Origin of the sequence: Sphaerisporangium aureirubrum (assembly GCF_042658925.1) — a bacterium.
In the GTDB taxonomy this organism is placed as follows: Bacteria; Actinomycetota; Actinomycetes; order Streptosporangiales; family Streptosporangiaceae; genus Sphaerisporangium; species Sphaerisporangium aureirubrum.
The window spans coordinates 1-22,209 of the sequence record NZ_JBHSRF010000058.1 but is presented as its reverse complement, the minus strand read 5'-3'; the positions used below and the strand labels follow the sequence as shown (position 1 = coordinate 22,209).

Annotated in this window: 21 protein-coding genes; 15 read left to right on the top strand and 6 right to left on the bottom strand. The window is 71.1% G+C overall.

All coding sequences use genetic code 11. The annotated features are described in order from the left end of the window. Positions 1-194 precede the first annotated feature (194 nt). Positions 195-1,286, top strand: a complete 1,092-nt coding sequence (locus ACFP1K_RS29095) for a WD40/YVTN/BNR-like repeat-containing protein (protein ID WP_380759191.1) — start codon at positions 195-197, stop codon at positions 1,284-1,286. 952 nt (positions 1,287-2,238) lie between these two features. After that, positions 2,239-2,523, top strand: coding sequence for a MoaD/ThiS family protein (locus ACFP1K_RS29090; protein ID WP_380759189.1), 285 nt, complete (start codon positions 2,239-2,241; stop codon positions 2,521-2,523). Between the two features lie 378 nt (positions 2,524-2,901). Here ACFP1K_RS29090 and ACFP1K_RS29085 read toward each other — a convergent pair whose 3' ends face one another. Further along, the gene (locus ACFP1K_RS29085) at positions 2,902-3,216 is read right to left on the bottom strand and encodes a WhiB family transcriptional regulator (protein WP_380759187.1); all 315 of its coding nucleotides are present in this window, start codon (positions 3,214-3,216) and stop codon (positions 2,902-2,904) included. Between the two features lie 126 nt (positions 3,217-3,342). Continuing rightward, positions 3,343-4,068, bottom strand: coding sequence for an SIR2 family NAD-dependent protein deacylase (locus ACFP1K_RS29080; protein ID WP_380759184.1), 726 nt, complete (start codon positions 4,066-4,068; stop codon positions 3,343-3,345). Positions 4,069-4,357: 289 nt separating this feature from the next. Between ACFP1K_RS29080 and ACFP1K_RS29075 the strand changes: the two genes are divergently transcribed. Next, positions 4,358-5,281 carry an aldo/keto reductase gene (locus ACFP1K_RS29075; protein ID WP_380759181.1) on the top strand — a complete coding sequence of 308 codons (924 nt, stop codon included), beginning with the start codon at positions 4,358-4,360 and terminating at the stop codon, positions 5,279-5,281. Positions 5,282-5,598: 317 nt separating this feature from the next. Here the strand turns inward: ACFP1K_RS29075 and ACFP1K_RS29070 are convergent, their stop codons facing one another. From ACFP1K_RS29070 to ACFP1K_RS29060, 3 genes are all read right to left on the bottom strand, one after another. Further along, positions 5,599-5,940 carry a VOC family protein gene (locus ACFP1K_RS29070; protein ID WP_380759179.1) on the bottom strand — a complete coding sequence of 114 codons (342 nt, stop codon included), beginning with the start codon at positions 5,938-5,940 and terminating at the stop codon, positions 5,599-5,601. A gap of 1,126 nt (positions 5,941-7,066) precedes the next feature. Then, positions 7,067-7,753, bottom strand: a complete 687-nt coding sequence (locus ACFP1K_RS29065) for a response regulator transcription factor (RefSeq protein ID WP_380759176.1) — start codon at positions 7,751-7,753, stop codon at positions 7,067-7,069. 61 nt (positions 7,754-7,814) lie between these two features. Next, complete coding sequence (locus ACFP1K_RS29060) at positions 7,815-8,900, bottom strand: sensor histidine kinase (RefSeq protein ID WP_380759174.1); 1,086 nt, start codon at positions 8,898-8,900, stop codon at positions 7,815-7,817. A 675-nt stretch (positions 8,901-9,575) separates the two neighbouring features. On the opposite strand from ACFP1K_RS29060, the gene ACFP1K_RS29055 reads away from it, so the two are divergent. The 4 genes from ACFP1K_RS29055 to ACFP1K_RS29040 are packed head-to-tail and all read left to right on the top strand — an operon-like array spanning position 9,576 to position 12,866. Then, on the top strand, positions 9,576-10,628 hold the full coding sequence (locus tag ACFP1K_RS29055; RefSeq protein ID WP_380759172.1) for a hypothetical protein: 1,053 nt from the start codon (positions 9,576-9,578) through the stop codon (positions 10,626-10,628). Continuing rightward, on the top strand, positions 10,625-11,392 hold the full coding sequence (locus ACFP1K_RS29050; protein WP_380759171.1) for a DUF6182 family protein: 768 nt from the start codon (positions 10,625-10,627) through the stop codon (positions 11,390-11,392). Before ACFP1K_RS29055 ends, ACFP1K_RS29050 begins: the two co-directional genes overlap by 4 nt. Further along, the gene (locus ACFP1K_RS29045; protein ID WP_380759169.1) at positions 11,389-12,021 is read left to right on the top strand and encodes a hypothetical protein; all 633 of its coding nucleotides are present in this window, start codon (positions 11,389-11,391) and stop codon (positions 12,019-12,021) included. Before ACFP1K_RS29050 ends, ACFP1K_RS29045 begins: the two co-directional genes overlap by 4 nt. Beyond that, positions 12,018-12,866 (top strand): class I SAM-dependent methyltransferase, encoded by an 849-nt coding sequence (locus ACFP1K_RS29040; RefSeq protein ID WP_380759167.1) that lies wholly within the window; start codon positions 12,018-12,020, stop codon positions 12,864-12,866. Before ACFP1K_RS29045 ends, ACFP1K_RS29040 begins: the two co-directional genes overlap by 4 nt. An 80-nt stretch (positions 12,867-12,946) precedes the next feature. Here ACFP1K_RS29040 and ACFP1K_RS29035 read toward each other — a convergent pair whose 3' ends face one another. Continuing rightward, the gene (locus tag ACFP1K_RS29035) at positions 12,947-14,281 is read right to left on the bottom strand and encodes an MFS transporter (RefSeq protein ID WP_380759165.1); all 1,335 of its coding nucleotides are present in this window, start codon (positions 14,279-14,281) and stop codon (positions 12,947-12,949) included. Between the two features lie 274 nt (positions 14,282-14,555). Here ACFP1K_RS29035 and ACFP1K_RS29030 point away from each other — a divergent pair, with 274 nt between their 5' ends. From ACFP1K_RS29030 to ACFP1K_RS28995, 8 genes are all read left to right on the top strand, one after another. Beyond that, a complete protein-coding gene (locus tag ACFP1K_RS29030; RefSeq protein WP_380759163.1) occupies positions 14,556-15,350 on the top strand; it encodes an AfsR/SARP family transcriptional regulator in 795 nt (264 codons plus the stop codon). Between the two features lie 47 nt (positions 15,351-15,397). Next, the gene (locus ACFP1K_RS29025) at positions 15,398-16,717 is read left to right on the top strand and encodes an SDR family NAD(P)-dependent oxidoreductase (protein ID WP_380759160.1); all 1,320 of its coding nucleotides are present in this window, start codon (positions 15,398-15,400) and stop codon (positions 16,715-16,717) included. Next, positions 16,704-17,537: an SRPBCC family protein gene (locus ACFP1K_RS29020; protein WP_380759158.1), complete on the top strand. Its 834-nt coding sequence runs from the start codon at positions 16,704-16,706 to the stop codon at positions 17,535-17,537. The genes ACFP1K_RS29025 and ACFP1K_RS29020 overlap by 14 nt, the downstream gene beginning before the upstream one ends. Beyond that, complete coding sequence (locus tag ACFP1K_RS29015) at positions 17,534-18,394, top strand: helix-turn-helix transcriptional regulator (RefSeq protein WP_380759156.1); 861 nt, start codon at positions 17,534-17,536, stop codon at positions 18,392-18,394. Before ACFP1K_RS29020 ends, ACFP1K_RS29015 begins: the two co-directional genes overlap by 4 nt. 252 nt (positions 18,395-18,646) lie before the next feature. After that, a complete protein-coding gene (locus tag ACFP1K_RS29010) occupies positions 18,647-19,978 on the top strand; it encodes a HEAT repeat domain-containing protein (protein WP_380759154.1) in 1,332 nt (443 codons plus the stop codon). 33 nt (positions 19,979-20,011) lie between these two features. Further along, entirely contained in the window at positions 20,012-20,656 is a 645-nt protein-coding gene (locus ACFP1K_RS29005) for a DUF6073 family protein (RefSeq protein WP_380759152.1), read from the top strand. Between the two features lie 135 nt (positions 20,657-20,791). Next, entirely contained in the window at positions 20,792-21,856 is a 1,065-nt protein-coding gene (locus tag ACFP1K_RS29000) for an SRPBCC domain-containing protein (RefSeq protein WP_380759150.1), read from the top strand. Between the two features lie 31 nt (positions 21,857-21,887). After that, a partial coding sequence (locus tag ACFP1K_RS28995) for a Clp protease N-terminal domain-containing protein (RefSeq protein ID WP_380759148.1) occupies positions 21,888-22,209 on the top strand: 322 nt, incomplete at its 3' end.

Genomic DNA, 22,209 nt, shown 5'->3' with positions numbered 1-22,209 from the left:
ACGATCGTCCGCGACGGCTTCCGGCCGGAGTGGGCCCGCGCCTGTTTGACGGATTCTTGGGTACGGCGTGCCGGGAAGTCGTCGCGGGGCCGTGGCGCGGTCGCGTGGAACTGTCGGTGGGCTCTGCGATAGTTCCTCCGCAGCCTCACCCGCCGCGAGGGGTGGGGGACGACATCGCACGTCAGGAGGCAGAAGTGACACCGAAAGTGCTCCTCGCCATCGGCACGCGCAAGGGGCTGTGGCTCGCGGTCCGCGGCGCCGGGCAGGCGACGTGGGAGGTGTCGGGGCCGCACCACCACACGACGGACGTCCACGCCGTCGCCATCGACACGCGGCGCGGCGTGCCCCGGGTGCTGGCCGCGGTGACCAGCGAGCACTTCGGGCCGAGCGTGGTCACCAGCGACGACCTCGGCGCCACCTGGCGGGAGCCGGGCCGCGCGCCGGTCGCCTTCCCCGAGGACACCGGGACCGCGCTCACCCGGGTGTGGCAGATCGCGCCCGGCCCCGCCGGGCTGCCCGACGTCGTCTACGCCGGGACCGAGCCGTCCGCGCTGTTCCGGTCAACCGATGGCGGCGTCACCTACGAGCTGGTGCGGGGCCTGTGGGACCACCCGCACCGTGAGCGCTGGACCCCCGGCGGCGGGGGCATGGCCGTCCACTCGGTGCTCCCGCACCCGGTGGACGACAAACACGTCACGGTCGCGATGTCCACCGGCGGGGTATACCGCACCGCCGACGGCGGGAGCACCTGGGAGGCCGCCAACTCCGGCGTCCAGGCCCACTTCCTGCCCGACCCGTACCCCGAGTTCGGCCAGTGCGTCCACAAGATCGCCCAGCACCCCGACCGCCCCGCCCAGCTCTTCCTCCAGAACCACCACGGCGTCTACCGCACCGACGACCTCGGCGCCCACTGGCAGTCCATCGCCGACGGCCTGCCCAGCGACTTCGGCTTCCCCATCCTGGTCCACCCCCGCCGCCCCGGCGTCGTCTACACCTTCCCCTTGACCGCCGACCACACCCGCTTCCCCCCGGACGGCCGCTGCCGCGTCTACCGCTCCGAAGACGCCGGCACCACCTGGACCCCTTTGACCAAAGGCCTCCCCACCGGCTTCTGGTCCACCGTCCTCCGAGACGCCCTATGCGCCGACGACGCCACCCCCACCGGCCTCTACTTCGGCTCCCGCTCCGGCGAGCTCTACACCAGCCCCGACGACGGCGACACCTGGCACCCCCTACTAACCCACCTCCCCGACATCCTCTCCCTCCGCGCCGCCACAATCACCTAATCAACCCCCCACCCCCCACAGTGGCTCCGCACCCAGCCTGCACAAGGACTCCGCACCAGGACTCCGCACCGGGGACTCCGGACCCAGCCCGTGCCCGGGCCGCGCTAGGCATGGCGTCCTCAACCGGCACCGGGTCGGCGTCCGCACGAGGGCACCGCCCCCGGGGACTCCGGCCCCAGCCCGTGCCCGGGCCGCACTGGGCACGGCGTTCTCAACCGGCACTGCACGAGGACACCGCACGAGGACACCGCACGAGGACACCGCACGAGGACACCGCACGAGGACACCGCACGAGGACACCGCACGAGGACACCGCACGAGGACACCGCACGAGGACACCGCACGAGGACTCCGCACCCGGATACACCGGACCCAGCCCCGTGCCCGGGCCGCGCTGGGCATGGCGTTCTCAACCGGCACCGGATCGGGCTCCGCACGAGGGCTCCGGATCCGGGCCGTGCTGGGTATGGCCCTTCGACCGGCGCCGGGTCGGGGGGGAGTGGTACGGCGAATTCGGCGCCGTACCACGGCGGCCCGCGTGGTGGTCCTTCGTCACGGCCAGAGGGCCGTACGCAGATTCGTAGTCGAGGCAACGAGGAGGGGCGATGCTGGTGACCGTACTGCTACCGGGCGTGCTGCGGACGGGAGCCAGCACGTGTCCCCGGCTGGACGTCAACGTGGACGAGGGAGCCACGCTCACCGCCGTATTGGACGCGTTGGCCGCGCGCCACCTCCTGCTCGACCGCCGGTTACGCGACGAGCGCCGCCGGGTCGGGCTCCGCACGAGGGCACCGGATCCGGGCCGTGCTGGGTATGGCCCTTCGACCGGCGCCGGGTCGGCGGGGAGTGGTACGGCGAATTCGGCGCCGTACCACGGCGGCCCGCGTGGTGGTCCTTCGTCACGGCCGGAGGGCCGTACGCAGATTCGTAGTCGAGGCAACGAGGAGGGGCGATGCTGGTGACCGTACTGCTACCAGGCGTGCTACGGGCCGAAGCCGACGGGTGTTCACGGCTGGACGTCAACGTGGACGAGGGAGCCACGCTCACCGCCGTGCTGGACGCGTTGGCCGCGCGCCACCCCCTGCTCGACCGCCGGTTACGGGACGAGCGCCGCCAGTTGCGGCGGTATGTGAACTTCTACGTCTCCGGTGAGGAATGCCGCCGTCTAAGTGGCCCCGCCACCCCCGTCGCCCCCGGCACCGAGATCCACATCATCCCCTCGGTGGCGGGCGGCTGACCTTCCGGACGACCACCGGCACCGCGCTCGCAGGGGTATTCACACCAGTGCCGCACTCACGGGCCTGACCGGTACGGCGCGACTGGGAGTATCCACAAGCGGCGCACTCACGAGCCTCTACCCGTACCGCGCTTGTAGAGGATCCACACCAGCGGCACACTCACGGGCCTGACCGGTACCGCGCTTGGGGGGCGCACTCGCTGGGTTCCAACCCGTACCGCGCTCGTAGGGGAACCCACACCAGCGGCGCACTCATGGGCCTAATCGGCAGCGCGCTTGTGGGGGTACTCACCGGCGGCGCGCCCGGGTGTCGTGACCGGAGGTGCTCACGGGCGCGTCTGCAGCCGATGCCGCGCCGGCGGGGTCACCGGGTGTGGATCAACCGGCGTGGCGGTGTTCGTGGGCGGTCATGGGGCGGGGGGTGCTGTGGAGGGGGGTGCGGCGGTTGGGGGTGGGGCGGCGTTCTTCGGGGGCGGTGCCGCCCCAGATGCCGTGTTCTTGGCCGGTGGTCAGTGCGTAGTCGAGGCAGGCGGGGCGGACGGGGCAGCGGGCGCAGACGGCTTTGGCTCTGTCCTGTTGGGCTTGGCCGGGGCCGGTGGCGGAGATGGGGAAGAACAGCTCCGGGTCCTCGGTACGGCACGCGGCACGGCGCAGCCAGGAGACGGCCGGAAGTACAGAGGTCTGGAAGGCCATGATCATCCCTGAGGTCGGGGATACCGGTTGGTAGAGTCGCGTGCCCTCTACTGCCGGTTTAAACACCATATTTGGCGAAAGATGGGGCCGTTTTACCGCGCTCCTGACAATTTGCCCACCCCACTGTCACTCCGCTGACCTCGGCTTTCCCTCCGCGAGGGTGGCGCACAGCGCGGGGACGGCCTCCCCGATAGGGGTGCGGATCACCTCGTCGGCCAGGTGGTCGTACGGCGTCGGATCGGCGTTGACGATGATCAGCCGCGCCCCGCCCCGGGCGGCCACCGAGGCCAGCGACGCCGCCGGCTGCACCTGCAACGACGTCCCGATGACAAGAAAAACCGCACACCGCTCGGCCGCCGTGACCGCGTCCCGCAACACGTCCCGGTCGAGGGACTCCCCGAACATCACCGTCGTGGTCTTCAGCACTCCCCCGCAGGCCCGGCAGCGCGGGTCCTCCTCACCGGCCTCGACCCGGCCGATCACCTCGCGGGTGGTGGAGCGGTCGTCGCAGTCGGTGCACAGCACGCCGAACATGTTGCCGTGCAGTTCCAGGACGCGCCCCGGCGGCGAACCCGCGCGCTGGTGCAGCCCGTCGATGTTCTGCGTGATGATCCACGCCCCGGGCAGCGCGGCCAGGGCACGGTGGGCGGCGTTGGGCTCGGCCCGCCACGCAGGGTTGTCCCGCCGGTGCAGCCACGACCGGCGGCGGATCGCCGGATCGGACATGTAGATGTCGTAGGTGACGAGCTTCTCGTGCCCGGGGTTCCTGCGCCACAGGCCGTTCGGCCCGCGGAAGTCGGGGATACCGGAGTCGGTGGAGATCCCCGCACCGGTCAGCACCGTCACACTCACCCCGCCGAGTTTAGTGCCGGACCGGCGTTTCGCGGTGTTTCACCTCGTGGGCGCCGCGGTGGTGCGGGACGGCTCCACGCGCTAGCGCTGCGCGAGCGGGCGGCGAGGTGCGGGCTCAATACTTTTAAGCGGCGACGGGGCGGGAGCGCCGCATATCCGCTTCCGCCGCGGGTGGACGTCACGTGGTTCGATCGGGACCAGGCGCCGCGCGTGCCCGCTTCGCGGAGGGCACGCTCGCCGGCCACGCCGAGCCGGCGGCCGCTGTGGGCCGTCGTCCCCGCGCGATGCGATGCGGCGTTGGGACATGCTGGTCAAAAAGGTCGGAGGAAGCGGGCTGGTCTCGCCGCCTATCGGCCTTGGCTCCTTGGCCCTGGCAGGCGCGTACGGCAAGGCGGACCCGGCGGAGTCCTTCCGGACGATCAAGCACGCCGTGGAACTCGGCGTGAGCATGATCGATATCTCAGTGCCCGGCCTGGAGAGCAGACGCAACACGGTCGAACGCATGGTGGGCAAGGCGGTGAACGGCCGGCGGGACGAGGTGCTCCTCGTGTCCTGCGGCCGGCCGGACCGCCCGGAGCGCTCGGTGGAGGCGTCGCTGCGCCGGCTGCGCACCGACCGGATCGACGTCTACTCCCTGCACCTGGCGGGCCAGGCCCGGGTCGAGGAGGCGATCGGCCGCCTGGCAGGCCTGGTGGCGGACGGCAAGGTACGGCGCGTCGGCCTGTGCGCGCCCTCCCCCACCCAGCTACGCCGCGCCCACGCCATCCACCCCATCTCCCTGGTCTTCTCGGAGTACTCCCTCTGGAACCGCCGCGTGGAGGAACGCCTGCTCCCCGCCGCCCGTGAACTAGGCGTCGCCCTGACCGCCTGCCGCCCCCTGGGCCGCGGCTTCCTCAGCGGCCGCATCCTCTCCCCCGCCCAGTTCGAAGCCGGCGACCACCGCCTGACCGACCCCCGCTTCCACACCGAGAGCCTCGCCAGAAACCTGAGACTCCTCCCCACCGCCGAAACCTACGCCGCCCAGCTCAACGTAGGCCTGAGCCGCCTGGCCCTGGCCTGGCTCCTCAGCCGCGGCGACGACGTGGTGGTCCTGCCCAGCACCCGCTCCCGAATCCACCTCGAAATGAACGCCGCCGCCACCAACGTCCACCTCCCCCCCGAAATAGGCGACGCCCTGGCCGCCGCCTTCCCCGACCACTCGGTCACGCACTAGCGGCACGACGGTCCGACCCGAGGTGGTTCGGCAGTGGCCAGTGATTCGGCGGCCGCCAGTGATTCGCCCGCGCCAGTGATTCGGCCGACGCCAGTGGGTCATACCCGTGGCCAGTGGGTCGCGCCCGTGGCCGTTCGACCAACGTCCATGATTCGACCAACGCCCGTGGGTCGGCGGACGCCATCCGCAGGTCCCGGTGAAGGTCGACCCGTAGGGCGGAAGCAGCCCGTGGGCTGCCGTGGCAGCCCTGCCTACTACGAGGGAACGCCGCGGGCTGAGCGTCTCCTCGGCCGCCCACCCCACCGCAGCCCGGGCGGCTACGCGGGAACGCCGCCGAAACCGACCTCGTTGCCGTCCGGGTCGCGGTATATGGCCTTGCGTACGCCGTTGGAGTAGGTCTCCCGTGTCACGGGGTCGAGTCCCCGCTCGGCGATCCGCGCGATGGTCGCGTCGAAGTCGTCGACGATGATCGTGTGCATGGCGTGACCGGCGCGCTCGGGCAGGTGCTCGATGTACATGGACCGATGTTCCGCGAGCTCCCACACGGCCTCCGTGTCGTTCGGGAAGAACGTCGGCGGGGAGCCCAGCAGTTGCTCATACCACTTCAGGGCCTCCGCGAATCCGGAGACCGGAATTCCTGCGAACAAGTAGAGGGCCATGCCGCGATCATACGAACTTCCTCCCGCTCTGGGTCGCGTCGCCGGGCTCAGCTAACGGTGGCGTCCCGCCGTGGTGAGCCTCCGTACCCGAACTAAAGCTGCAAGACGTTCCCGGTACCTAGGGGTGAGACCTGCGCACCCTCATCAAGATCGCCACAGATTCCCCCAGGCCAGGGGACGTCAGCCAGCTAGCGAACGGCGACTGCCGTACTGGACGGCGGTGGGTGCGGTGCGCCCGGCAGGGCGGCGGGTGTGGGGGCGGGCCCTCACAAATGAACAGCCCTTGCAGCTTTCGCGCGGAGCGCGCCCTCCCGCGAGGACCGTGCCCCGTGTGCGAGCCACATCTTCGCTTGGCCGCCGTACGGCGGCGCCGGGTTCGCCGTACCACTTCCCGCCGACCCGGCGCCGGACATCGGCGGTCGGACGGTGCCAGGTTGGGGACGCTGTCGACGAGTGGGAGTGGATGCCCGTCAGAAGTTGCACCATCAGGGGACGCACCGTCAGGGGACGCACCGTCAAGGGACGCACCGTCAGGGGACGCACCCTCACGAGAGACACCCTCACGAGAGACACCCTCACGAGAGACACCCTCACGAGAGACACCCTCACGAGAGACACCGTCCGGGATGCGAGGTCGTCAGGGCGTGGCATCGGTGGCACATCGTTCGGTGCCGTGTGTGGACATGGCACTGCCGATGGGCGGCGGGTGTGGTGAGCCCGGCAGGGCCGGGGGTGTGGGGGCGGGCCCCCGCAAAGGAACAGCCCTTGCGGCTTTTCGCGCGGAGCGCGCCCTCGGCGAGGACCGTGCCCGTGTGCGAGCCACATCTTCGCTTGGCCGCCGTACGGCGGCGCCGGGTTCGCCGTACCATTTCCCGCCGACCCGGCGCCGAATTCCGTTACCCGGGAGGGGCGCCGTGTGGTGACGGGGCGCCGTAGCCGGACGGTGAGGTAGGTGGCGGCTGGGGAGACGGTGGTCTAGAGGGGCGGTTGGGCGACGGTGGTCGGGGGTGGAGATTGGAGGCGGCGGTCGGGCGCGGCCGTCGGGGCCGAGGTTGAGGACGACGGTTGAGGACGACGGTTGAGGGTCTCGGGTGGGAGGGGGTGGCGGTGGTTGAGGGGTGGGGGGTTAGCGGTCGGGGGGGCGGTGGCGGTGGGGGATGGGGATTCGGTCTTGGGGTTTGATCAAGGAGGCGCTTACGGCTTTGTTTACGGCGTCTATTCGGGAGACGGCGCCTAGTTTGACGAAGATGTTGCGGAGGTGGCGTTTGACTGTGGCTTCGGTGAGGGAGAGGCGGGCGGCTATCTGGGTGTTGCTGAGGGCTTGGGCGGTCAGCTCCAGGACCTGGCGTTCTCGGTCGGAGAGGACGGTGGTGGTCTGGCCTTCCACCTGGGCGAGGCTTTCGCGGGAGACGGCCAGGACCACGCGGCCGTCGTCGCAGCGGACGCTGCGGATGGCGGAGAGCAGCTCCTCGCGGGAGACGCTCTTGAGGAGGTAGCCGCGGATCCCCACGGTGAGGAGGCTCTTCAGCAGGTGGGGGCCGTCGTACATGCTGAGGATGATCACCTGGGCGCCGGGGCAGAGCTGGCGGATGCGGGTGACGGTGGTGGTCACCTCGTCGCCGGGGATCTCGATGTCCAGCAGCACGACGTGCGGCTGCCGTTCCACGGCCAGGGCGACCGCGGTGTGGCTGGTGCCGGCCTCGCCCACGACGACCATGTCGCTCTGGGCGTCGAGGATCTCCTTCAGTCCCTCGCGGACGAGGGCGTGGTCGTCGACCACGAGGACAGTGGTTGGCCCTTCCGGATCGTTCATGTTCAGCGTCCCGGGACAGGCATGGCGAGGACGGTGGTGCGGCCATCCGAATCGTTCATGTTCAGCGTCCTGGAAGAGGTATGACGAGTTCCGCGTGGGTGCCCCGGCCGGGCCGGGACATGATCGTTACTGTGCCTCCCATCAGTTCCGCGCGCTCCCGCATGGTGGACAGGCCCATGCCGCCGGAGCCGGGCGCCTGGTCGACGTCGAACCCGGTGCCGTTGTCGTCCACGGCGGCGCGCAGCTCGTGCGGCGCGATCTCCATGCTGACCAGGATCATCTCGGCCTCGCCGTGCGCGACCGCGTTGCGGATGGCCTCCCGGATGACGAGGAACGACTCGTCCCGGACCGACGCGGGCGCCCACGTCTCGTCCCCGTTGACGTACAGCCGGTACCCGATGCCCGGCGGCAGTGTCTCGAGGTAGTTGAGCAGGGCCTTCTCAAGGCTCTTCAACGGCTCCTGCAGGCGCAGGTCCGAGGTGACGGCACGCAGGCTCTGCATGGCCTCGCGCACCCCCTGCTGGGCGGTGGTGATGCGGTTCAGCGCCTGGGCGGACTCTTTGTCCTCGTAGAACTCGTACGCCTCCAGCTGGCGCTGCGCGACGCTGAGACCGAGGCCGACCCGGTCGTGCAGCTCGCGGGCGATCCGGCGCCGCTCTTCGATGTGCGACTCGTGGATCTTGTTGAGGAGGTAGCCGGAGTAGGTGGTCAGGCCCCCGCCGAGGCGCATGAGGGTGCTCTCGTTGAGGGCGAGGGAGACCAGGCTGAACAGGGCGGCGGTGTGCTCGTCGTCCTCGATGTTGCGGTTGACGGCGTTCACGACGGCGGTGAAGAACCCCGCCGCGGTACGCAGGGACTCGCGGGGGTGCATGCCGCTGGCGGCCCGGGTGACGCCGCTCTCGTAGGACATGCGCTTGTGGCTGTCGTCCAGCCGGACCTCACCGCAGCGCAGGCTCTCCACGACGTCGGTCAGTATCTGGTCGGCGTGGGTCATCACCTGCTGGGCCGCGAGCGGGTCGCCGGCGATGATGTTGCTCATGGCGGGGAGGTCACGTTCGTATCCGGCCAGGATCGCCGCACGCTGGGACTCAAGACACGCCGCGAGAGCGTGCGCGGCGTCCGCCCCTCGTCGAGATCCTTCGGCCACGGGTCCCCTCCGCGAAGCGCGTGACACTTACTCCCCACAGTAATCCGGGCATGTCACGCCAGAAAGGGGTACATACCACACGGCCGTAGACTGCTTGCCAACCCACCCTGCGACACCATACAACAGGTGCCAACGATCCAGACAGTTGGCACGATCAAGATACATCAGTACATCTTTCGATATCCCAGCGCACACCTTCGGATGACCCGCCTTGAAACGGCCTTTGTGGATCAATACCGTGAGTTTAGCCCCAAATAGATCGAATATCGCTGGGTGTACGCCCTGGCCAGGCGCCCCCACGACCTGCGCTTCCGTGCTCTGACACCATAGCCCAGACAGCGCCGGACTCGATTTTCGGTCTTCCGATAGAACCCAATATTGCGGCGTCCGGCGAGGGAAAGTAGGACGTCCCACAATTCTGACCTCGCCAGCGCCGAGTCCCACCGAACGGTCCGGGAAACGGCCAGGACACCGAAAAACTCCTGGCCAATTCCCATTGACCGTTGGAATCGACACATCGTCAATCGGGAGGTCATTATGCGACCTGCCCTGGCCGAGGGTCTCAGGCGTTCTCCGGTGGCCCCGGACCGCTCCTCTCCCTCCCCGGCCAAGCGCTCATCTACGCTCCTCGCACCCGTCACCGTCACGCCGACGAAGCCGCTGACGCCTAGCCACGTGAAGTTCCTCCTCTGGATGGACGTCCTCCAGCGCGCCACCGCCTGCCTCGGCGAGGTGACCTGCCTGTACAGTCACCGCACGTTCGCGCTGACCCAGCAGGTCCTCGGCTTCTGGGAGTTCCTGGACCGGGTCGTCCCCGGCACCTCCTACGACGGCATGACCGAGGGGGAGATCGGCGCGCTCTACGTCCGCTCCCACGCCGCTCCGTCGACCGCGACCGCGCAGTCCCTGCGGCCGTACGCCGAGCGGGTCGAGAGAGAGGGCTGGCTTCACCCTGTCACCCTGCGCCTTCTGAGCCTGTGGGAGGACCAGTACCGCGTCATCGGGCTACTCGACCAGAGGCTCGGCCGTCACAAGGCCGGCTCGCTGCCGCAGGAGGACGTGGTGGCGCGGCTCCTGGACGCCGGCATCGGCCTGGACCTGCGGCCGTGGGGCGGCCCGGTCTATCTGGACCTGTCGGCGAACGGCCTGCCGCTGCGGCAGATCGTCGACGCGCAGGGACGGCCCAACTTCCTGATGTGCGCGCTGCGCGAGCTGCTGCTGGTGGCCGAGCGGCACGACCACGTCATCCTGGCCTCCGACGCCGAGATGGCCCCCGACTACCGGCTGCTGGCCCGCACGCTGGACCGCTTCGGGGTCCGGGTCAGCCGTATCGCCGTCACCCGGGTGCCGATCGCCGGGCTGTCGCGCTCCACCCGCCACGGAGGCTGGGAGGGCTGCACGCTCGGCGCGCTGATCGACCGGTTCGTGCCCGAGTTCGGCGTGCCCGCGTTCCGGCTCGGCATGCGGCTGTACCTGATCGCCGGCCTCGGCAAGGGCAGCGAGCAGTCGTTCGACCCCGACCACCTGCGACGGCAGCTGAACCGTGCCGCGCGCATGCTCGACCAGGCCGGGCCGCCCTCCCCCGGTTCGTCGCCCGAGCTGCGCGTCTTCCTGCGTGGCCTGGCCGGAATGGACGGCTACGTGGACCCGTACCGGCTGACCAGCTCGCTGCTCGCCCGCCACCGTCCCGTACCGCTGCGGGACCTGCTCGGCACGGTGTACACATGACCGTCGTCCACGAGGAATGCCAGGCGCTGTTGCGCCGCCTGCGCGACGAGCGGCTCACCGCGTGCACCAGCGGGCTGCCCGCCGTGCCGGACCTGTCGGTGATCGTGGTGCTGTCCGCGCTGGACCCGGCGGCGTTCGTCACCGGCGCCCTGCGCTTCGTCACCGGCCTGGACCGGCGGCAGGCGGACACCTGGATGCGGACGTACACCCGCACCGTCTTCCTGGCGGGCAACCCGGCGAACCTGCGCGAGCGGTTCGCGTTCCAGCACGTCAGCCCGGACGGCCGCCTGGCCTGGACCGCACCGGGCGACCCGGCCGCGCACGTCGGCCTGCGGCGCCTGCTGCGGGCGTTCAGCGGCACCACCCCGCCCGGCCTGCCGGGGCTCGTCGACCTGGACGTGCCCGGCGGCCCGCCGACCGGCACGGCGCACCGCCTGTACGTGCCCGCGACCGGCAGCGTCGACCGCTACCTGGTCGACGTCCACCACACCCTGGCCGAGGCCGTGCTGCGCGGCATCCTGCGACCGGGCGACCGGCTGCGCCTGCGGCACGTCACCGGCATCGAGGAACTGACCGGCCTGCCGGAGTACGCCCGGGTGGTGGCCGCCGCGGACGCGGGCGACCACCTGCGCCCGGCGACCTGGCTCACCCGCGAGGAAACCGCGTCCGTCCCGTCCCCATCCGTGCGTTCCGCACACCCCCAGGGAGCCGACCCCGCTCGCGGCACGGCCCCCGCACACGCTCGGAAAGGCAGGGCGGCATGACGGAGTTCAACGTTCTCCTCGGCGCGGACTACGCCGGGAAGTCCACGGTGCTGCACGCGTTGTCGGCGCGCGGCTGGAACGTGGTGGCCAGCGACGACGAACGGTTCCCCGTGCTCGGCGCGCTGCGCCTGCTGTGGCTCGGCGAGGTGCTGCCCGAACTCGGGTGCCGCTACTCGCGCACCATGGCCATGGCCGTGCTGAACCCCCTGATCGTGCATCTGCGCGACCAGGTGGAGCTGCTGGCGGCGAACGGCGGCCCGGTGGTCGTCGACTCCTACTACTACAAGCTGATGGCGAAGCTCCAGATGGCGGACCTGCTGACGCTGGACATCCTGTCCTCGTGGCTGGAGCTCCCCCGCCCGGCCCGCGTGGTGTTCCTGGACGCCGAGCCCGAGCACACGTGGGAGCGGACGCACAACGGCGCGGACCTCAACCCCCTGGAGCACTACGGCAGGCGGGCGACGCGCGCCTCGTTCGTGCGCTACCAGCGTGACCTGCGCGAGCACCTGCTCACCGCGGCGGCCGGCGTGCCGCTGACGATGGTGGACGCCACCGCGGGCCTCGCCTCGATGGTGGACGAGGTGGAGGCGGCGTTGAAGGCGGGTGTGCGGGCGGAGCAGCCGGTATGAGCGACGCGCTGCGCGACGTCTCGCGGACGTCGCTGGTCACCGCCGCGCTGCGCGCCGCCGAGACCCAGCGGGCGGACCGGCTCTACACCGACCCGTACGCCGAGCACCTGGCGGGCGTGGACGGGGCCGCGCTGGCCGACGAGATGGGCGCGTTCTTCCGGCGCAGCGCCGGGGTGCCCAGGCTCTCGGCGTTCAACGCGATCCGCACGCGCTTCTTCGACGACCGGCTGCTCGCCCGGACCCGGGAGGGTGCCCGGCAGGTGGTGATCTGCGCGGCAGGCATGGACACCCGGGCGTACCGGCTCGGGTGGCCGCCCGGCATCCAGGTGTACGAGGTGGACTACCCCGAGGTGCTGGCCGCCAAGGACCAGGTGCTCGCCCGGCTCGGCGCCGCGCCGCGCTGCGCGGGGCACCACCTGGTGGGCGCGGACCTCGCCGAGCACGACTGGGGCGACCGGCTGCTCGCGGCCGGGTACGACCCCGGCGGGCCGTCCGCGTGGGTGCTGGAGGGCCTGCTGTACTACCTGGACGAGGTGGACGTGCGGGCGCTGCTGCGGCGGATCTCCACGCTGACCGCGACCGGCGCCACGATGGCGGCAAACGTGGCCGCCGCCTCGACGCTGCGGGCCCCGGCGCTCCAGCCGCTGCTCGGGGTGTTCCGCGGCTGGGGCGCGCCGTGGGTGTTCGGCGTGGACGACCCGGCCGCGCTCTGGGCCGAGTACGGCTTCCAGGCCGAGGTGATCCGCCCCGGGCAGCCCGGCGCGCACTTCGGCCGCTGGAGCGACGCCGACGAGACGGCGTCCCGCACCGTCCGCCTGCTGTTCGTGGACGGCACCCGCACCTGACCCGGACGGCCGCGCACACCGCACCGCCCCGGCGTGCGGCCCGCGGCCGGCCCGCGAGGCGCGTCGGCCCGCCGGCCGCGTCAGCCCGCCGGCCGCGTCAGGCTGACGTGGCGGGTCTCCGGGGCGAAGAGGATGGCGGCGAAGCCCACCGCGCCGAGCACGACGACCATGACCGCGATCGGCCAGGTGGCGCCGCCGGAGCGCTGGAGCAGCGCGGCGGCGACGAACGGCGCCGGGCCCGCGATGAGCGCGGCGCTGGACTCCCTGGCGAGCGCGAACCCGCTGAACCGGTACCGCGTCTCGAACAGCTCCGCGAACAGGGCCGACTGCGCGGCGACCATCGCGGCGACCCCGGCGGCCACCAGCGCCAGCGCCCCCACCACCAGGACCGGCTCACGGGTCTGCACGAGCCCGAACAGCGGGAACGCGAACACGACCAGCAGCGCGGAGCCGCCGAACCACACCGGCCGCCGTCCCACCCGGTCCGACAGCGCGCCGAACAGCGGCACCGTCACGATGGCCACGACGGTCGCCACGATGTTGGCGGTGAGCCCCAGCGCGGACGGCATCTTCAGCACCTGCGTGAGGTACGACAACACGAACACCTGGACCAGGTAGTACAACGCCACCATGGGCCCGTTGGCGAACGTCGCGACGAGCACGCTGCGCGGCCGGCGGCGCAGCACCTCCCAGATGGGGAACCGCGGCGGCCGGTCCGCCGCGCGGAACTCCCGGTAAGCCTGGGTCTCCCCGATGGACAGCCGGAAGTACAGCCCGACGAGCACCGTGACGACGCTGGCGAGGAACGGCAGCCGCCACCCCCACGCGGCGAACTCCGCCGCCGGCATCAGCGACACGAGGGTGAACGCGAGCGTCGCCAGCAGCACGCCGACGAAGAACCCGGTCCCGGGCAGGCTGGCCCGCAGCCCGCGCGACCGGGCGCCGCCCGACTCGGCCACCACGAGGATCGCGCCGACGTACTCGGCCCCGGCGCCGAACCCCTGAACCAGCCGCAGGAACACCAGCAGCGCGGGTGCCAGCAGGCCCGCCGACTCGTAGGTGGGCAGCAGCCCGATGCAGACGGTGGCGAGGCCCATCAGCACGAGGGTGAGCACCATCATCGGCGCGCGGCCCACCCGGTCGCCGAGGTTGCCGAGCACGAACGCGCCGAGCGGCCGTACGAAGAAGCCGACGGCGAAGGTGGCCAGCGACGCCAGCAGCCCCGTCCCCGGGCTCGCGGCCGGGAAGAACAGGTCGCCGAACAGCAGGGCCGCGCCCAGCCCGAACAACGCGAAGTCGTAGGACTCCACGACGGTGCCCACCACCCCCGCGGCCTCCACACGCCCCCACCGGGCGCCGTCCCGCGGTGCGGGGGCTTCGATCACGTTTCCGGCACGGTGACCCCTCAGCGACATGGGGGCTCCTTGGTGCTTACCCGGCGGCCGGCCGGGACTGGTGTTTCGGACCTCAACAGTCACTCACCCCGGGAAGCGCGGAGAAATACAACTTTCGATACGCCGATCATCCCTTCGATACCCAAGGCGGAACATTCGATCATCGGGGCCGGACTTTGGAGTCATTTATCGTATGTTGCCTTGTCCACTACTTCGCGGCTGACTAGCCTCGAAATCACCTGCGAGCCCGACGGAGCAAACGCCCCTTGAGATTCGCCGTCAACGGAGAATCAAAATGATCGAATTCAGGGCGCTCGGGGCCTTGGAGATGAAGACCGGAAATCGAGTCTGCACTCCGACGGCGCCACGGGTGCGACAAATTCTCGCTCTCCTCCTCATGCGGGCCAATCAGGTGGTCCCCCTCGATCTGCTTCTCGAAGAGCTCTGGAACGACGCACCGCCGAAAACGGCGGTGACCACCGTTCAGACCTACATTTACCGGCTGCGCACCAACGTCCTGCAGAAGTCGCTCGGCGCGTCCGGGCAGGCGACCCTGCCCACCGTGGCGCACGGCTACGTCCTGCGGGTCGAGCCCGGCGCGCTGGACGCGGACGTGTTCCAGCGGCTGGTCCTGCAGGGCCGCACCCACCTGGAGCAGGGCCGGTTCGCCGACGCGGCGCGGTCGCTGCGGTGCGGCCTGGACCTGTGGGGCGGCCCGCCGCTCGCCAACGTCCGGCACGGCTCCATGCTCCAGGCGCACGTCGCGCTGCTGGAGGAGGACCGGTTGCGGGCCCTCGAACTGCGCATCTCCGCCGATCTGGCCCTCGGGCTGCACCGGGAGATGATCGGCGAGCTGCGGTCCCTGGTGTCGGCCCATCCCCTCAACGAGTGGCTGCACAACCAGCTGATCACCGCGCTCGGACGGGCCGGCCGGCGCAGCGAGGCGCTCCAGGCGTACCAGAACCTGCGGGCGATCCTGAAGCGCGAGCTCGGCCTGGAACCTTCCGCGGAGGCCGAGCGGCTACAGGCCGAGGTTCTCAGCGCGAACGGCCACGGAGACCGTGCCGACCTGCCGCTAAGCATCCGCTAACCGCGTAGGTCATTCTCTGACAAGACAAGGTCGACGCTGGAGGCGCGATGCGGCTGCTCGCCTCGCCACTCCGCCCGCCGGGGGCGGCCGGTGACCATCACGGGGTACGCAGGCTCCGCATGTGGGCGCCCGCGCGGGTCCCGGTCCGGCTCCCCGGCCACATGCCGGTCCTCGGCCGCCGGCGGCCGTGGACCCGCCTCGCCCCGCCCGACCTTCCCCTGGACGACCCCCTGGCCGCGGCCCTGACGGGCTGGGGCTCCCCCGCGGGCGGCATCGCCCTCGTCCTGCCCGACCGGCTCACCAGGCACGGCGCGGCCACCCTGCTGGCCGCCACGCGGCAGGTCTTCCCCGGCGCGGGCCCGCTGGTGCTGCTGCACCGCGGCGCCGGCGGGGGAAGCCTGCTGCGCACGCTGCGGCGCGAGTCGCGCGGGCTGGACCTTCTCACCGTCGAGATGCCCCCCGGGGCGTCCGGCGCCGCCGCGTTCGCCGCCCGCGACCTGGCCATGGCCGCCGCCGCGGCGGGGCACGCGGGCCTGCACGAGGTGGACATCGACGCCGACGGCCTGGCCTGGACCACCTCGTGGACCGAGAAGGCGTTCCCCAAGGACCGGCCGCCGCTGGACGAGGGCGACCTGGTGGTGGTGACCGGCGGCCTCGGCGGCCTCGGCCGCACCGTGGCCCGGCGCCTCGCCGAACGGCTCGGCGTCCAGCCCGTGCTGCTCGACCACGTCGACCCCACCACGCCGCAGGCCCAGGGCCGGCTGGCGGGCCTGCGCACCAGCGGCCTGCCGTTCGTCCACCTGCCGGTCGACGTGACCGACCCCGAGGCCGTGCGCGCGGTGCTGCGCGGGGTCACCCGCAGCAGGCCGATCTCGGCGATCGTGCACTGCGCCGGCACCATCGAGGGCGGCCCGGTGCGGGGCATCGAGCTGCCCGACCTCATGCGCGTCGCGGCCCCCAAGGTGGAGGGCCTGCGGGCCGTGCTGAGCGCCGCCGACCCGCGGCGGCTGAAGGTCGTGCTGGCCTTCGGGTCGATCCTGGCCCGGGTCCCGCACGGCAACGCCGGGGCGTACGCCCTGGCCAACGAACTGCTGCGGCGTGAGGTCGACCGCCTGGCGGCGACCGCGCCCGGCCCGCGGTACCTCACCGCGGAGTGGTCGATCTGGGACGGGGCGGGCGTGGCCGCGGAGAGCGGGGCGGTCGCCGTCGCCCGGCAGGCCGGGTACGCACCCATCAGGCTGGCCGAGGGGCTGGCGGCGGTCGAGCGGCTGCTCGCCTGGCGCGGCCCCGGCACCAACGTACTGATCAGCGAGGAGTCTCCGGACGCCATCACGTCGAGAAAGGAGAGCCGTCATGAGCGAGCGTGAACAGGGCCGCGGGACGGCCGTGGTCAGCGTCCGCGTGGACCGCCCGGTGGAGGCGGCCTGGGCCGCGATCACCGAGCCCGCCGGACTCGGCAAGTGGTTCGGCGCCGCCGACGCCCCGCTGCGGCCGGGCGAGGTGACCAGGGTCGACTTCGGGGACGGCGACTACTTCGTCATCCACACCGAGCGCCTGGTCGCGAACAAAGTGGTGGAGTTCCGGTGGCGTTTCCTCGGCACCGGGCCGGAGAGCCAGGTGCGGTGGGAGGTCCGCAGGACCGGCACCGGGTGCGAGATCACCGTGACCGACCACGAGCCGCGGCGCGACGACGCCGGGGTCCTCGAGCTGGTCGAGGGCTGGTGCGACTTCTTCAGCCGGCTGCGCGTCCACCTCACCACCGGCGCGGAGAGCCGGTACGACTGGCGGGGCGACATCGACGGCTCGGTGGACCTTCCGCTCGGCCGGAACCTGCTGGCCCCGCGCAACGTGCAGCGATGGCTGCCCGTGGCCACCGACGGCTTCGGCCCCCGCTGGTTCTTCATCGTGGACGACGAGGGCCCGCGCCGGTTCGAGATCGCCGACTGGCACAACGACGGCGAGCAGGAGCTGACCTTCCAGGTCCTGGTGCCCGGCAGCGGCGGGCGCACCGACTGCGCGGTCCGGTTGCGCACGGCCGGTGACGTGCAGCGTCTCGGCTTCAGCCACACCGGGTGGCGCGGGCTCGGGCTGTCGGACGAGCGGGCCCGCGGCCTGCGCGCACGGTTCGCCGCGACCTGGGCGGCCACCATGGGCAACCTCGACAAGGAGACGGAAAGGGCCCGATGATCCACTCGCAGGCGACGTCCCCCACCGCACCAAGCGCTCCGCCGCCGGAGACGACGGCACAGATCAGGGCACGTTCCATCAAGTCGGCCATCGTCGCCATGCGCGAACATCTCGGCGAGCCCCAGGAGCTCAACGACGCCGCGCGGGCCGCGCTCATGAGTCCGTTCCACTTCCACCGGGTGTTCCGAATGATGACAGCAGCGACGCCGGGACGATTCCTCACGGCCATGCGCATGTCCGAGGCCAAACGACTGCTCCTGGAGACGGACCTCAGCGCCACAGAGATCAGCATCACCGTCGGATACTCCAGTTTCGGCACCTTCACCAGCCAGTTCAACCGCCTGGTCGGCATGCCGCCCGGCCGGTTCCGCACGTGCGCGGCGCCGCTGGCGGACGTGCCGGTGCGGGTCCTGCTCGACCAGCTCCCCAAGCCCGAGCCGGACGGCCGGGGGGTGTGCGGGTGGCTGAGCAGCCGCCCCGACCACTCCGCGGGCATCGCGGTGGTCGGGCTGTTCACCTCCGCGATCGCCCAGGAGATCCCGAAGTCGTGCGCGGTCATCGCCCCGCCGGGGCGTATCGTGCTGCCCCCGGTGGCCCGCAAGGGGTCGTACGCGGCCCTCGCGGTGAGCGTGGACGCCGACGCCACGGTGTTCGAGGTGCTGACCGAGAGCGCGTCCGCCGGGCTGTACGTCGGGGCGGCGCCCGAGCCGGTCCAGATCCGCGGCGGGACCCCTCCCGACGAGTTCTTCATCGCGCTGCGCGAGAAGCGCATCACCGACCCCTCGGTGCTCACCGCCTTCCCGCTGCTGGCGGGAACCGGCGGGGCGCCGCGCTCGTCGCACCGACGCATCTCCTGAAGAAGGCGGCCTCCGGTTCCGTGAGAACACCGGCCGCGACGCGGGAAAGGTGGATTAACGCATGCCTATTCGGGATGTGTTTCTCGACGGCATACTCCACCGATTACCACTTCTAGCAATCTCATTTCGAGCTTTCTTCTTCCAGATTGCTGATCACAGCACAAATAAGCCGCAAATCGTGAGAAGTCGCGTGGGCGCAGGGCTTTTAGTGTGAAGAGCACATGGTCAGCAATTAGAAGGGAAGGACGTGCGATGGCGATCGACCTGTGCAACAAATCGCCTGCCACGCTGGCGGAGAATGCGCCGGGAACGTGGAGCGATGCCCTCACGTCGTCCAGCACTCCGCCTATCCTGCTCGACGACCTCGAGAACGAGCAGAGCAAGGCGCTCAACTTCGCCTACCGGGCGACCCTGAGCAACGTCGACCCGCGCTTTGTGGCCGGCGACCCGGCGGCGTGGTCCAGCGACTTCGGGTACGCGCTCGACCGCGTCGCCGTCCGCCTGGACAACCGCACCAACGCGGTGCTGCGCGAGCAGGCACTCAAGCACCCCGACCCCGCGCTGCGGGAGCAGGCCCTGTTCGAGTACGCCGACCGCGACCACCCGGACGCGATCGAGCTGCTCGTCGAGGCCGTGAAGCACGACACCGACCGGCAGGTCCGCTGGGACGCGCTGTGGGCGATCGAGAAGCTGGGCGGCCCCCAGGCCGTCTCCGCGCTGGCCGGGTTCCTCAAGGACTCGGACCCCGAGATCGCCGAGTGGTCCAAGCTGTTCATCAGCGAACTGCAGACCGGTGACCCGACGTTCGACGGCCGCTCCGCGGTGCTCACCCCGGGCCGGACCTTCGACGAGACCATCTTCCTGCTGATCCACTGCGACCTGTACGTCCGGCTGGACGACTCCAACCAGCACTGGGGCAAGATCTCCCTCGCCCCCCAGGGCCTGGCGCGGATCTACGGCCAGGCGCACGCCTGCCCGAACGTGGAGACCCGCGAGCGCAAGCTCGTCATCGCCAAGACGATCGAGGGCCTGCACCCCGACGGCTCGCCGCACGTGGACAACTACCTGTTCCGCGGCTTCACCGACCGGACCCGCCGCGACCGCGGCAACTTCTTCTTCGAGTCGCTGGTGCCCCGGCCGTTCTTCAAGTCCGGGCACGCGGACGACCCCTCCGAGGGCATCCGCCAGGCGAACATCGGCTTCGCCCGCCACGGCACGTGGTACCTGGAGCCGACCTTCCAGATCAGGGAGTCGCCCGCGATCCGCTACGTGCGCGGCCGTTTCCAGGGCTGGGGCTACGTGAACCTCGCCCGGGTGGCCGGCAAGTCGCTGGAGGAGATCCTGCTCCCCGGCAACGGCGTCCTGTCGACCCTGCACGACCCCGAGGTCGGGCCGATGACGAACGCGTTCATCCTCGGCACCTTCAAGGGCAAGCTGAACGACTGGGACGGCGACGGCAAGATCGACCTGAACTCCCGTGACGTCTTCTCGACCACCGAGGGCGAGATCGACACCGACATGGACGGTGTGCCGGACGTGGCAGGGCTGACCTGCTGCGACCACACCAAGCACCAGCTTCCGTGAGTCCCCCAGAGCTCTGACATAGAAGGAATCACCATGTCTGCGGCAACCAGCGAACCCACGATCGTCTACGGCCCCAAGGTCAACCTCGACGGCGTCCCCAACAAGTACGCCGGCACGCCGGTCGTCCCATGGACGCCCCCCGAGCCCGGCATCGACAACCTCGGCATCAACTCCATCGACACCTTCGCGGTGCCGGGCGTGGGCGAGTACACCGTCGCCTTCGACGGCTGGGTCCGCGTGGTGCGGTCCGAGCCGACCGACTCCGAGTGGGCGGGCGCCGAGGTCTACACCAACCTGATCGAGATGAAGATGGTCGGCCACTCCGAGGAGCTCGGCACCATCACCGTGACCCTCAACCCGACCTGCCTGTCGGCCGGGCAGATCCGGACGCCGTTCGACCCGTACGCGGGCGAGGGGCCGTCGGCCAAGGCGTGCCGTATGGCGGTGGGATGCATCTTCGACGTGCCGAAGATGGGCATGAAGCTCTTCAACAAGGAGCCGATCATCCTGACGATCGACGACGTGCGGTCCATCCCGCCGGCGGGCGCCCCGGGCAAGGGGCAGATCTACCGCATGTTGCCGCTGTCCGACATGGCGCACCCCGAGCGGGAGCCGGTGGCCTACCTGACCAGCCTCCGCTTCAACATGGGCGGATACCTGGACAAGGAGAGCATGTAACACCCGCCATCGCTGGAGGGCCGGGCGACCCACCAACGCCCGGCCCGCCCGCGACCCGCGACCGCGCGCCGGCCGCCGCCTCATCCGCCCGCCGCCCCCCGCCGCGCCGTCGCGGCCTGACGATTGGACGATGTGATGCCCGCCCCACCGACCACGCAGTCCGGCCCCAACGGACGGCACGCGCCCGCCTCCGCGCCGCCCCAGGCGGTGTGGTTCGCCATGCCCGACATCAGCGGCGCCGCGCTCCCCCCGCTGCACAGCGTGACGGCCCGCCCCGTCGCCCAGGACCGCTGGGAACGGCTGGTCAGCGAGGTGACGGTGCCGCACCCCGTGGACGAGGTGTGGACCGCGCTCACCGACCCCAAGGCCCTCGGCAAGTGGCTGGCCAAGCCCAACGGACGCTGGGCCAAGGCGGGCAAGGAGTCGATCCTCGACTTCGAGGACGGCGAGTTCTTCCTGTGCGGCGCGGAGACCGTCACCGCGCCGTCCGGGGGCAGGGCGGGCACCCTGCGCTACCTGTGGCGCTGGGTGGGCATCGGGCCCGCCACGTCGGTCACCTGGGAGGTGCGCGACCGCGGCCCGGGGGCGACCACGGTGATGGTGACCGAGGAGGCCGTCAACCCGCCGTCCGACTGGCGCTCCTGGAACGGCATGGGGTGGCCGGGCATCCTGGAGCAGCTCGCGGCGTACCTGCGCAGCGGCACCGACAACCGGTGGACGTGGCGGCGGATGGGCCCCTACCTCCAGGCCGAGCTGCCGATCCCCGCCTTCGAGGCGTGGGAGGCGCTGACCAACCCCGGGGCGGTCAAGCACTGGCTGCAGCGCTCGGCGGGCTCGCTGACCGTCGGCGACACGATGACGGTGGTCATGGGCGACGCCAGCGGCACGGTGCGCGTCACCGTCACCAAGTCGGTGGACGCGGCGCAGGAGTTCCCGTCCTACATGCCCTACATCGAGTTCACGCTGGCCCGGCCGTCGTGGTCGGAGGAACTGGGCGGGCGGCTGTGGATCGAGCCCGCGGGACTCGGGCGCAGCCTCCTTCAGGTCTTCCACCACTCCTGGGAGGGCCTGCGCATCGCCGAGCCGCTGCCGGAACGGCGGTTGCTCACCAACTTCTGGGTGCTGGCGTTCCGCCGCGCCCAGTCGATGTTCGGTCCCCCGGCCGGCGCGCCCATGGGGCCGCACGGCTGGTCCACCTGAGCGGGCATGCGGCCTGGGCCGGAGCGACGAGATGTTCGAGAGGTTCACCGACCGCGCGCGGCGGGTTGTCGTCCTGGCCCAGGAGGAGGCCCGGATGCTCAACCACAACTACATCGGTACCGAGCACATCCTCCTCGGGTTGATCCACGAGGGGGAGGGCGTCGCGGCCAGGGCCCTGGAGAGTCTTGGGATCAGTCTGGGCGGTGTGCGGCAGCAGGTCGAGGAGATCATCGGCCAGGGGCAGTCGGCGGCGTCCGGGCACATTCCGTTCACCCCGCGGGCCAAGAAGGTCCTTGAGCTGTCGCTTCGTGAGGCTTTGCAGCTGGGTCACAACTACATCGGCACCGAGCACA